This window comes from Streptomyces sp. NBC_00454, from assembly GCF_041434015.1.
Classification (GTDB): Bacteria; Actinomycetota; Actinomycetes; order Streptomycetales; family Streptomycetaceae; genus Streptomyces.
The window spans coordinates 3,981,632-3,992,811 of sequence record NZ_CP107907.1; the positions used below are offsets into that span (position 1 = coordinate 3,981,632).

An 11,180-nucleotide genomic window follows, 5' to 3' on the forward strand; every position below is an offset into this window, starting at 1 on the left:
GCGGCGGGCGGTGCGGGCTTCCGGCCGTCCGACCGGTAGGTCTCAGCTCTCCAGGAACGCCACGAGGGTGTTCGCCAGCAGGTACGGGTCGTCCGCGCCGCACAGTTCGCGGGCACTGTGCATCGAGAGGATGGCTACGCCGATGTCGACGGTGTGGATGCCGTGGCGGGCGGCCGTGATCGGGCCGATCGTCGTGCCGCAGGGCATCGAGTTGTTGGAGACGAAGGTCTGCCACGGCACGCCGGCCCGCTCGCAGGCGGCCACGAACACCGCGCGCCCGCTGCCGTCGGTCGCGTAGCGCTGGTTGACGTTGACCTTGAGGATCGGGCCGCCGTTGGCGCGCGGGTGGTGCGAGGGGTCGTGCCGCTCCGCGTAGTTGGGGTGCACGGCGTGGCCGGTGTCGGAGGAGAGGCAGATGCTGCCGGCGAAGGCCCGCGCGCGGTCCTCGTAGGAGCCGCCGCGCGAGAAGACTGAACGTTCCAGCACGTTGCCCAGCAGCGGTCCGTCCGCGCCGGTGTCCGACTGCGAGCCGTTCTCCTCGTGGTCGAAGGCGGCCAGTACGGGGATGTACGCGAGGTTCTCCGCCGTGGAGGCGGCGGCCAGTGCCGCGACGCCCGCGTGCACGGAGAGCAGGTTGTCCATGCGCGGGCCGGCCAGCAGCTCGCGGTCGCGGCCCAGGTAGGCGGGCGGCTCGATCGAATGGACCATCAGGTCCCAGCCCGCCACGGAGCCGCGGGGCAGGTCCTCTTCCTCTTCGAGGAAGGCGATCAGGTCGCCCTCGTGGACCTCGCCCAGGCCCCAGATCGGCTGCATGTGCCGCTGCTTGTCGAGCTTGAGGCCGTCGGTGTTCACCGACCGGTCGAGGTGGACGGCGAGTTGCGGTACGCGCATCAGCGCACGGTCGATGTTGACGAGCCGTTCGGTGCCGTCGCGCAGGGTCAGCCGGCCGGCCAGGCCCAGGTCGCGGTCGAGCCAGGTGTTGAGGAGGGTGCCGCCGTAGATCTCCACGGCGATCTGCCGCCAGCCCTGCGAGCCGGTGTCGGGCAGCGGCTTGACGCGGAGGTTGGGGGAGTCGGTGTGGGCGCCGATGATCCGGAACGGCGTGTGCGCGGCCGCGCCTTCGGGCACGTACCAGGCGATGATCGCGCCCCCGCGGGTCACGAACTTGCCTCCCGTGCTCGCGTCCCATGCGTCCGTTTCCGCCAACTGCCTGAATCCGGCCTTCTCCAGTCGCTCCGCCGCGTTGGCCACGGCGTGGTACTGCGACGGACTGGCCGTCAAGAAGGTCATCAGGTCGTCGGTGTGGCCGCGGTCGAAGCGGGCGGCGGGAGAGCTCATGTGGTTCACCTTAACGACGGTCGTGTTCGTCTTGGCCGGACTGCGGCGGATAGCCGGAGTAAGGGGTCACGAGGGGTGTGGCCTGTGCCCCGGAGGCTTTCAGCCCGGCGGGCGCTCGAAGCGTCGCTGCAGCTGTCTGCGCTCGCCCCGGCGGATGCGCGGGAGCATCTCCGGGGTCTGCGCGGAGCGCTGTGCGCGTCTTTTGCGTCCGGCGCAGAAGATACAGGCCTCTCCGGGAGGCGCGTCGGGGTCGATGGGTGCTCCGGGGTGTTCGGAGCACCCGGAGGCGTTGCGGGGGCGGGACAGTTCGCGGGCCACGATGAAGGCGCGGTGCAGGTCGTCGGCCATCGCGACGAAGTCCTCGGGGGGCGAGGACAGGCTCAGGTGGAACCGCCGCTCCTCTACCGTGCGCAGGCAGCCGAGCAGGGCGTCCATGTTGTACGGGGGCTCGGGCACGGGATAGCCCAGCCGGCGCTGCTCCCCGGCGGGCGGGGCGGCGGCCGCCGCCCGGGCCCCCTGGGCGCGCATTCCGAGGCGCCGCCGGTCGTTGCAGATCAGGCAGCGGCCCCAGCCGTCGGGCGCCTCGGGGTCGAGGGCGCCGTTGGGGTGCTCGGGGCAGCCCGTGTAGCTCTTGGCGGGGGCGAGCCCGGCGGCGGTCTGGAAGGCGGTGTAGAGGGCGTCGGCGACGGATTCGTACTCGGTGGGGTGGGCTCCGTCGTAGAGCTCCCGGAGGTGGTCGCCGAGGCTGCCCACGGCCGCCTGCAGCTCCTTGAGGGCGTACGGCCGCCCGGTCGGGACGGAGTACCCCCTGCTGCCGCGCTGCTGCTCCTGTGGGCTCATACCCACGAGCGTCGCACGAAGCACTGACATCCCGGGAACCCCGCAGGTCCCGCCGGGGGTGGAGCCGTGGGATGCGGGGCTCCGCGCCGGGCCGTGGCCCCGTCCCCGCCCTGCGGGGCCGAGCGGACGGCGACGGCCGGGCCCCCGTGCGGGAGGGTCCGGCCGTCTGTGTGTCCGTACACCGCGTACGGGCAGGGGTGTGGAGGGTCCCGGAGGCTAGAACGCGGCCTCGTCGAGCTCCATCAGGGTGTTGTCGACGGACTCGGCGAGCGCGCGGGCGACCGAGACGCCGGGCAGGATCTGGGAGGCGAAGAACTTCGCCGCCGCGATCTTGCCGGTGTAGAACGCCACGTCCTTCGCGGAGGCGGCCGGCAGCTTCTCGGCGGCCACGGCCGCGCCCTTGAGGAGCAGGTAGCCGACGACCACGTCGCCCGAGGCCATCAGCAGGCGGGTGGTGTTCTGGCCGACCTTGTAGATGTTCTTGACGTCCTCGCCGGTGGCGGTGAGGTCGACGATCATCTGGCCGACGATGGCCTCCAGGTCGACGGCGGCCTTGGCGAGCGCGTCGCGGGCCGGGGCCAGCTCCTCGCCGCCCACGCCCTCGGCGAGGAACTTCTTGATCGTCTCGGAGAGGACGTTCAGCGAAGCACCCTGGTCGCGGACGATCTTCCGGAAGAAGAAGTCCTGGCCCTGGATGGCCGTGGTGCCCTCGTAGAGGGTGTCGATCTTGGCGTCGCGGATGTACTGCTCGATCGGGTACTCCTGCAGGTAGCCGGAGCCGCCGAAGGTCTGCAGGGACTGGGCGAGCTGCTCGTAGGACTTCTCCGAGCCGTAGCCCTTCACGATCGGGAGCAGCAGGTCGTTGAGGCCGACCAGCGAGGAGGCGTCCTCGCCCGCGGCCTGCTTGAACTGGATCTCGTCCTGGACGGAGGCGGTGTACAGGACCAGGGCGCGCATGCCCTCGGCGTACGCCTTCTGCGTCATCAGCGAGCGGCGCACGTCGGGGTGGTGCGTGATGGTGACCTTGGGGGCCGACTTGTCCATGAAGTTGGCCAGGTCGGGACCCTGCACGCGCTCCTTGGCGTACTCCAGCGCGTTCAGGTAGCCCGTCGAGAGCGTGGCGATGGCCTTCGTGCCGACCATCATCCGGGCGAACTCGATGATCATGAACATCTGGCGGATGCCGTCGTGCTTGTCGCCGATCAGCCAGCCCTTGGCGGGGTGCTGGTCGCCGAAGGTCATCTCGCACGTGTTGGAGGCCTTGAGGCCCATCTTGTGCTCGACGTTCGTCGCGTAGACGCCGTTGCGCTCGCCCAGCTCGCCGGTCTCCCAGTCGAACTCGAACTTGGGCACCAGGAAGAGCGAGAGCCCCTTCGTGCCCGGGCCGTGGCCCTCGGGGCGCGCGAGGACGTAGTGGAGGATGTTCTCCTCCATGTCGTGCTCGCCGGAGGTGATGAAGCGCTTGACGCCCTCGATGTGCCAGGAGCCGTCGGCCTGCTCGATCGCCTTGGTGCGGCCGGCGCCGACGTCGGAGCCCGCGTCGGGCTCGGTCAGCACCATGGTGGAGCCCCAGCGCTTCTCGACGGCGATCTGCGCGACCTTCTTCTGCGCCTCGTTGCCCTCTTCGAAGAGGATGCCGGCGAACGCCGGGCCGGAGGAGTACATCCAGACGGCCGGGTTCGCGCCCAGGATGGTCTCGGCGAAGGCCCAGATGAGGGAGCGGGGCGAGGTGGTGCCGCCGATCTCCTCGGGCAGGCCCAGGCGCCAGTACTCGGAGTCCATGAAGGCCTGGTAGCTCTTCTTGAAGGACGCCGGGACGGGCGCGGTGTTGGTGGCCGGGTCGAAGACCGGCGGGTTGCGGTCCGCGTCCTCGAAGGAGGCGGCCAGCTCGTTCTCCGAGAGCTTGGTCATCTCGCTGAGGATGGTCTTGGCGGTGTCGGTGTCCATCTCGCCGAACGGGCCGGTGCCGTACAGCTTGTCGCGTCCGAGCACCTCGAAGAGGTTGAACTCGATGTCGCGGAGATTCGACTTGTAGTGCCCCATGGCGACGGCTCCGTTAAGGCTCGGTGAGACGGGTTCCTCGTACATACCAATCGGTAACGTAATGATGCTACCCGCCGGTAATAACGCGCAACCCCTAGCAGCTCGACTGTGACGACTCTCTCTGGAGTCCCGGTAGCCCGCGCCACACCGTTTCGCCGGATCTTTCGGGCCGGACGCCGGATCGAGGCCCCGTCGACGGGCTGAAGTCCCGCTGACCGGAACTCGTCGTCCGGGCGGGCCCCCGCCTCGGTAGGCTTCGGCCCATGTACGGCTACGACCAGAACCCGGGCGCCCAGCAGCAGTACGCCCCGCAGCAGCCCCAGCAGGGCTACGCGCAGCAGCCGCCGCTGTACCCGGAGCCGTCTCCACCCTCCCTCGCGGACGCGGTGCGCGCCTTCACGACCGGGTCGCTCTCCGCCGAGGACTTCCAGCAGATCTTCGCCACCTCGAAGGTCTACTGCCCGCGCGGCGACACCCCGGGATTCCTGGCGCTGCACAACACGCAGCAGCCGGTCATCCCGATGTTCACCACCCTCAAGGAGCTCCGCCGGTACGCCGGCAAGGAGTCCAAGTACTTCGTGATCACCGGCGCCGAGGTCATCGACCTGCTGCCCACCGGCTACGGCTTCGTCCTCGACATGGAGGGCGACCACCGGATGGTCTTCGACGCGAAGGCGGTCGAGCAGATGGTCGACTTCGCGATGCGCCGCATGTACGGCTAGGCCGTCTCTTCCGGATCTTGCCGGTCGAGCGGCCCAGAGGCCGCGGGCCGGGCGGGGGACTGGCGGATCCCCCGACCCTTACGGCGTCGGCTCGAGCAGCACCGGCAGGGCCGTGACCTCGACCATCCCGTCGGCTGCGACCGGCGAGGTGCTGTCGTCCAGGTGGCGCACCGCCTTCACGCCCGGTGGCGCCTTCAGGCGGGCGGTGCCCGTCGGGTCCCACACGATCGTCAGCTCGGCACCGTCACGGTCGAACCGGCACTGCCAGACCCCGTCCGGCAGGCGGGCGGCGACGCCGTTGCCGCAGGAGCGGATCCGGGTGCCGTGCACCCAGCGGCGCAGCTCCTCCACGTACAGGGCGGCCGTGGTCGGCGGCTGCCCGTCGGGCTGCATCACGATGGGGATCTTGCTGCCGCCCCAGTTGTAGAAGTACATGCGCTGGTAGCGCGCGTACAGGCCCACGAGGAAGAAGCGGACGGCGTTCGCGGAGGCCGCCGGTTCCTCCAGGGGCTTCTGGAGCGGGATGTCGTACGTGGTGCCCGTGCTCCACAGCTTGGGGTGCGAGCCGCCCCGGTGGAAGGCGCGGTCGATCTCGCCGACCAGGCCGAGCATCTCCTCGGGCGGGTCCGAGGCGGTGCGCTGGTACAGCTTGACCCCCGCGACGTCGCAGGAGTCGTACCCGCGCAGTTCGGAGAACCGTTCCAGCGCGTGCATGCCCTCGGCCTCCCAGAGCCTGCCCATGGACGGGCAGACGACGGTCGCGTCCGGGTCGGCGGCGTCGAGGACGGCCTTGGCCTCCCGGGTCATCTCGACCAGGGTCTCCGGGCTCCCGCTGTAGAAGCGGGTGTCGTTGCCCAGGACCCAGAGCTCGTACGCGTCGATGCGGCCCCGGTAGCGGGTGGCCACCGCCGAGACGAAGGCGGTCCAGTCGGCGAGGTCGTCGGGCGGGCTGGTGCGCGAGCCGTCGTCGTAGGCCGTGTGCGGCCCGTTGGGGCTCGCCCAGTCGGGGGTGCCGCCCATGGTGAAGAGCACGGGCAGGCCGGCCTGGTTCGCGGCGGTGACCAGCCGGTCGAGGATCGACCAGTCGTACGCGCCGCGCCGGGGCTGGATGTTCGACCACCGGGTGCGGCTGTCCCAGAGGCGGACCGTGTCGATCTGGAAGGTGGGCATGGCGCCGGTCGAGGAGTTCAGCGTCATCCCGAAGATGCCGTTCGGGACGGGCGTCGGGGCCTGGGTCCACGGCGCGGCCGTGGTGGTGCCGGTCGCGGCGGTCGCGGTCGGCGGGTGCGGTGCGGTGGAGCGAGCGGAGCCGCTCAGCGAGACGACGCACAACAGGATGACGGCGAGCGAGGTGACGGCGACGCGTGCGGTGCCGGACGTCGGCGTACGGGGCACCCGGGGCACCAGGGGCGCGGGGCCGGGCGGTGCGCCTGGTACTGCGGCCCCGGTCGGGTGGGGTGTCTCCGGCTCCGTGGCTTGCGCGGTCCCCTCCACGGCGACGGTATCCGGATCCGGAACGGAGGCCGCCACCCAAAGGCGGTACAGGTCGGCCAGTTCGCGGGCGCTCGCACCGCATAAGCGGGCGATTCTCTCCGCCGTGCCGAACTCCACGGGAATGATGATTCCCCGGCAATAGCGGTGCACCGAGGAACGGCTCATATGTGCTTTGCGGGCCAGTGTTTCGTAGCTGTAGCCGCGCCGATCCTTCAGCTCCGTGAGCCGATCGGCGAATTGCTGCCGGGCGCCGGCCGCTGCGGCCGGCTCCGGTTGTCTTGATGGCGTGTGCCCTTCGGCGGAGTCACTCACGAAAAATCCCCCTCAGCGCCGGAGGTCCGTCCCAGGACCCGGCATTTTTGCAGGTCAGGATGGGTCAATCATCCCAGCATCCCAGCCTAGTCCACACCATTGCGGCGAGGCCCGTCCCTTTCGCAGTCTGTGTCGCAGCGGGGGCCGGAAGTCGCCGCGGACAAAGGGTCACATCGGAGGAATGCGAGACATGTCTCTACGTAATCTGCGCCGCTCGGCGAAATCTGCAATGGTCGCAGCAGTCGCATTCTCTGGCCTCTTCCTCGTGGCGGCCCAGCCCGCTTCAGCGGCCACGGAGGGAACCACGGGGAGGGAATGCAACTGGATCTGCGGGAAGGTGACGAACAATACCGACCATGGAATTGCCGTCACCATCGAATGGGGAAATTCCGAGGAGGATGCCGTGAGGTGGGAGCGGTGGGTGTTCCCCCACTCGTCCATGGGGGGCGACCGCAGCGGAGTCGACGTCGACGGCGTCTACGTCCCCGGTGGCTGCACGGCGTACGGCGTCCTCATGGTCGGCCCCGCCCCGTACCCCCTGGTGTGGGGCGGCGGCTGGCACAAGATCTCGGACCCCACCAACGCGGTCATCAGCAGCATCTCCTGCTAGCCGGCGGCACCGGCCTTCCGGCCGCGCACCACACCATCACGCGTTCCACTGCAAGGGAGAAAAGGCAATGAAGCGAATGTCGATCCGTACGAAGCTCGGCGCGGCAGCGGCCACCGGAATGCTGGCGCTCGGTACGGGGTTCCTCGTGGCCGGCCCGGCCCAGGCTTCCGATCACGAGGTTGAGGGGTGCCCTTCCGGCTTCGCGTGCATCGAAACCGAGGGCTGGGACTCGACCACCGTGTCGCTGAAGTGGGACAAAGCCGGCACGTACAACCTCAGCGGCCAGGAGAACGGGCACTGGATCCTCAACAACCAGGTCCAGAACTGGAAGTTCAAGCTCTGCACGGGCTACGGCGGCTCCGGTACCTGTGAGGACATGGGCATCGACGTGTGGCGGTTCCGCAACCTCTCGCCGATCAACTCGGTGATCGTCTCGCCGTAACCGCACATCCGACACATGAGGAGGCAGTAATGAACCGTACGACTTCCGCGACGCGCGCCACCCGTACCCGGCTTCGCGCCAGGGCGGTCGCCGCGCTGGCCACGGCGGCTCTGGCCATGGGCGTGGGCGCCCTGGCGGCGGCCCCGGCCGAGGCCGCTCCGGCCTCGCTGTGCCGGTACGCCGACCCGGCGTGCAACGGCTGACATCCAGAGGTACCAAGGAATCGGGACCCCGGGGGAATTACCCCGGGGTTCCTTCTGTTCTGTCGGATGTGGCAGAAAGTTCGAGTTTCAACTAAACTCGGCGACAGAAGGAGGTTCCGACCATGCCTGCAGTGACTGTGGAGAACCCGTTGACGCTCCCGCGCGTCGCGGAGCCCGCCCAGGAGACGACGACCGCCCGCAAGGTGCTGGCCGTCACGACCGCCCCTGGTGGCTTCGAGGGTGAGGGGTTCCCGGTACGTCGCGCGTTCGCCGGGATCAACTACCAGTACCTCGACCCGTTCATCATGATGGACCAGATGGGCGAGGTGGAGTACGCCCCGGGCGAGCCCAAGGGCACCCCGTGGCACCCCCACCGCGGCTTCGAGACCGTCACGTACCTGATCGACGGAACCTTCGTCCACCAGGACAGCAACGGCGGCGGCGGAATCATCAACGGTGGCGACACCCAGTGGATGACGGCCGGCAGCGGCCTCCTGCACATCGAGGCCCCGCCGGAGTCCCTGGTCCTCAGCGGCGGGCTCTTCCACGGCCTCCAGCTGTGGGTGAACCTCCCGGCCTCCGACAAGATGATGCCCCCGCGCTACCAGGACATCGGCGGCGGCCAGGTCCAGCTGCTCTCCACCCCCGACGGCGGCGCCCTGCTCCGCGTGATCGCCGGCGACCTGGACGGCCACGAGGGCCCGGGCATCACCCACACCCCGATCACGATGATCCACGCGACGGTGACCCCCGGCGCGCAGATCACCCTCCCCTGGCGCGAGGACTTCAACGCCCTGGCCTACGTCATGGCCGGGCGCGGCTCGGTCGGCGAGGACCGGCGGCCCGTCCACACCGGGCAGACCGCGGTCTTCGGCGAGGGCGGCTCGATCACCGTACGGGCGGACGAGGCCCAGGACTCCAACGCCCCGGCCCTCGAGATCGTCCTCCTCGGCGGCCGGCCGATCCGGGAACCGATGGCGCACTACGGCCCGTTCGTCATGAACAGCCAGCACGAACTCCAGCAGGCCTTCGACGACTTCCAGGCCGGCCGGCTGGGCCGCATCCCCACCACCGCCCGGACCGGCCTCGGCCACCGCGGCACCGGCCAGGCGTCGCAGGACTGACAGGGCTTCTGTCCCTGACCCTCAATGGGCCCCCGAAAGGGGGCCCATTCGGCTGTCCGGCCGCGCGGGGGGTCCGTGCGAGCGGGCCCGGGCGCGCCTGCCGGAGGGGCCAAGTCCACTCCGTGGTATCGGACTTCCTGCTGTCTGCGGCCCCCACTATCATCCGGCTCGAAGATCAAGGCGACTCGGCAAACTTGCAGGTGGGGGCATCAGATGGCTGAATCGGACGATCCAGGGGGCGAGAAGGAGGAAGGCGCGGAGAGATCCGCGCTCTCAGTGCTTTCGGGGGATTTCATTGCGCGCATACCGGAAACCGTCGAGCACTACCGCTCCCGGTTGATCGCCGAGCGCAACCCGCTGGCTGTCGACCCGGCCTCCTGGCGGAGCTGCCGTCAGCAGGCCGAGTGGATCCTCGCGGACTGCGCGCACAGCCTGCAGACCGGGCGGGTGCAGGTGAACCAGGTCGTGGCGACGTCCATCAGCCGGCTGGCGGCCCATCGGGTCAGCCGGGGGATCCACCCGGTGTTCTCCACCAGGGCGGCCTCCGCGCTGTTCGAGACGACGCTGGACGTCCTGGCCGCGGTGATCGGGGAGAGCCCGCACGGTCTGAAGGCGCTCCAGCTCGGCACCGCCTCGCTGCGCAGAGGACTCGACGCCCGGCTGGAGGCCGGCGCGATCGGCTACGACGCGTACTTGTTCGGCCGGATCAGGGAGACCAACGCGGCCGCCCGCACCCGGCTCGCCCGCGACGTCCACGACCGGCTGGGCAACGGGGTCAGCCTGGCCATGCGCCAGCTGGAGGTACACCTCTTCGCGCCCGGCTGCGACTGCGACTGCGAGCAGGCGCACCGGCCGGAAAGGCCGCTCCTGCTCGCGAAGAAGGCACTGGCCGAGACTCTCGTCGACGCCCGGGATCTGATCACCGAGCTGCGTCGCAGCGAGGGCTCGGGCCAGTCGCTGGAGATCGCGCTGATCGGGTTCGCGCGATCGCTGCGGATGGACGAACCCGCGGTGCGGGTGCAGGTGAGGGGATCCGAGGGCAAGGCGGCGTCGGAAATCGTCGACGAGCTGTTCCTGGTGCTGCGGGAATGCCTGCGCAACGTGTTTACGCACGCCCAGGCGAAGAACGTCTCGGTGGACGTGCACATTTCGGATCGGGAGATCCGGGCCGAGGTGGTGGACGACGGCGTCGGCTTCGATCCGGACGCGACCGGCAGGGCCCGCTCCTGCAACGGACTGGCCTCCATGCGCGAGCGCGTGAGATCGGTGGGCGGCGGCCTTGTCCTCACCGCCGCACCCGGGGCGGGGACCAGGGTGTCGATGACCGTGCCGCTGACAGAGCCGGCAGAGCCCACAGAGACAGAGCTGACAGAGCTGACGCATGGCTGAGCAGATTCGGATCCTCCTGGTCGACGACCACGCGCTGCTGCGCGAGGCACTGCGCGACGCGCTGATCACCGACCCGGGGCTGAGCGTGGTGGCCGAGGCCAACAGTGGCGAGAGCGCCGTACGGCTCGCCATGGCGCACCGGCCGGAGGTCGTCCTGCTGGACGTGGAGATGCCCGGCCACCATGCGCCGACCACGGTGGGTCAGCTGCTGGAAAGCTGCCCCGGCATCCACGTGATCATCGTCTCGATGTCCGACGATCCGGAGATGATCCAGCAACTGCTGAGTGCGGGAGTGAGCGGCTATCTGCACAAGAGCGTGAGCCTGCCGACGCTGATCTCCGCCATCCGCACGGTGGTTCAGCAGGAGACCCAGGGGCAGAGCGTCCTGCTCTCGGTGCCCCGCGGTGGGCTGGCCGCACGGGAGACGGCCAAGGCCCCGGATGCCGGACTGCTGTCGGCCCGCGAGCTGGAGGTGCTCACTCATGTCGCCAACGCGCTGAGCAACCGTCAGATCGCCTCCAGGCTGGGCATCACCGAAGGAACCGCCAAGCGCCATTTGCGGAACATCTTCAGCAAGCTGGACGCCGTGTCCCGGATCGACGCGGTGAACAAGGCGACCGCGGCCGAACTGCTCGGCTGAGGCGGCCCGGGGAAGCCGGTCGG

General features: G+C 69.7%; 11 protein-coding genes. 7 read left to right on the forward strand and 4 right to left on the reverse strand.

Annotated features, from left to right (window positions below):
• Positions 1–42: 42 nt before the first annotated feature.
• The 3 genes from OHU74_RS18525 to OHU74_RS18535 form a co-directional block, all read right to left on the reverse strand.
• Entirely contained in the window at positions 43–1,338 is a 1,296-nt protein-coding gene (locus OHU74_RS18525) for a M18 family aminopeptidase (protein WP_371616928.1), read from the reverse strand.
• Between the two features lie 99 nt (positions 1,339–1,437).
• Positions 1,438–2,178 (reverse strand): hypothetical protein, encoded by a 741-nt coding sequence (locus tag OHU74_RS18530; protein ID WP_371616929.1) that lies wholly within the window; start codon positions 2,176–2,178, stop codon positions 1,438–1,440.
• Positions 2,179–2,394: 216 nt separating this feature from the next.
• Positions 2,395–4,221, reverse strand: a complete 1,827-nt coding sequence (locus OHU74_RS18535) for an acyl-CoA dehydrogenase (RefSeq protein ID WP_371616930.1) — start codon at positions 4,219–4,221, stop codon at positions 2,395–2,397.
• A gap of 263 nt (positions 4,222–4,484) precedes the next feature.
• Here OHU74_RS18535 and OHU74_RS18540 point away from each other — a divergent pair, with 263 nt between their 5' ends.
• Positions 4,485–4,943, forward strand: a complete 459-nt coding sequence (locus OHU74_RS18540; protein ID WP_330297529.1) for an SseB family protein — start codon at positions 4,485–4,487, stop codon at positions 4,941–4,943.
• Positions 4,944–5,021: 78 nt separating this feature from the next.
• Here OHU74_RS18540 and OHU74_RS18545 read toward each other — a convergent pair whose 3' ends face one another.
• Positions 5,022–6,749 carry a helix-turn-helix domain-containing protein gene (locus tag OHU74_RS18545; RefSeq protein ID WP_371616931.1) on the reverse strand — a complete coding sequence of 576 codons (1,728 nt, stop codon included), beginning with the start codon at positions 6,747–6,749 and terminating at the stop codon, positions 5,022–5,024.
• A gap of 403 nt (positions 6,750–7,152) precedes the next feature.
• Here OHU74_RS18545 and OHU74_RS18550 point away from each other — a divergent pair, with 403 nt between their 5' ends.
• The 6 genes from OHU74_RS18550 (at position 7,153) to OHU74_RS18575 (ending at position 11,157) form a co-directional block, all read left to right on the forward strand.
• Positions 7,153–7,359, forward strand: coding sequence for a hypothetical protein (locus OHU74_RS18550; protein ID WP_371616932.1), 207 nt, complete (start codon positions 7,153–7,155; stop codon positions 7,357–7,359).
• Between the two features lie 67 nt (positions 7,360–7,426).
• A complete protein-coding gene (locus tag OHU74_RS18555) occupies positions 7,427–7,801 on the forward strand; it encodes a hypothetical protein (protein WP_371616933.1) in 375 nt (124 codons plus the stop codon).
• A 29-nt stretch (positions 7,802–7,830) separates the two neighbouring features.
• The gene (locus OHU74_RS18560; RefSeq protein ID WP_371616934.1) at positions 7,831–8,004 is read left to right on the forward strand and encodes a hypothetical protein; all 174 of its coding nucleotides are present in this window, start codon (positions 7,831–7,833) and stop codon (positions 8,002–8,004) included.
• Positions 8,005–8,126: 122 nt separating this feature from the next.
• Complete coding sequence (locus OHU74_RS18565) at positions 8,127–9,128, forward strand: pirin family protein (protein WP_371616935.1); 1,002 nt, start codon at positions 8,127–8,129, stop codon at positions 9,126–9,128.
• A gap of 213 nt (positions 9,129–9,341) precedes the next feature.
• On the forward strand, positions 9,342–10,517 hold the full coding sequence (locus OHU74_RS18570) for a sensor histidine kinase (protein WP_371616936.1): 1,176 nt from the start codon (positions 9,342–9,344) through the stop codon (positions 10,515–10,517).
• Positions 10,510–11,157 (forward strand): response regulator, encoded by a 648-nt coding sequence (locus OHU74_RS18575; RefSeq protein ID WP_371616937.1) that lies wholly within the window; start codon positions 10,510–10,512, stop codon positions 11,155–11,157. The genes OHU74_RS18570 and OHU74_RS18575 overlap by 8 nt, the downstream gene beginning before the upstream one ends.
• Positions 11,158–11,180 lie beyond the last annotated feature (23 nt).

Coding starts and splice junctions, on each gene's coding strand:
- OHU74_RS18525 (WP_371616928.1), bottom strand. CDS start 1,338: ATGAGCTCTCCCGCCGCCCGCTTCGACCGCGGCCACACCGACGACCTG.
- OHU74_RS18530 (WP_371616929.1), bottom strand. CDS start 2,178: ATGAGCCCACAGGAGCAGCAGCGCGGCAGCAGGGGGTACTCCGTCCCG.
- OHU74_RS18535 (WP_371616930.1), bottom strand. CDS start 4,221: ATGGGGCACTACAAGTCGAATCTCCGCGACATCGAGTTCAACCTCTTC.
- OHU74_RS18540 (WP_330297529.1), top strand. CDS start 4,485: ATGTACGGCTACGACCAGAACCCGGGCGCCCAGCAGCAGTACGCCCCG.
- OHU74_RS18555 (WP_371616933.1), top strand. CDS start 7,427: ATGAAGCGAATGTCGATCCGTACGAAGCTCGGCGCGGCAGCGGCCACC.
- OHU74_RS18560 (WP_371616934.1), top strand. CDS start 7,831: ATGAACCGTACGACTTCCGCGACGCGCGCCACCCGTACCCGGCTTCGC.
- OHU74_RS18565 (WP_371616935.1), top strand. CDS start 8,127: ATGCCTGCAGTGACTGTGGAGAACCCGTTGACGCTCCCGCGCGTCGCG.
- OHU74_RS18570 (WP_371616936.1), top strand. CDS start 9,342: ATGGCTGAATCGGACGATCCAGGGGGCGAGAAGGAGGAAGGCGCGGAG.
- OHU74_RS18575 (WP_371616937.1), top strand. CDS start 10,510: ATGGCTGAGCAGATTCGGATCCTCCTGGTCGACGACCACGCGCTGCTG.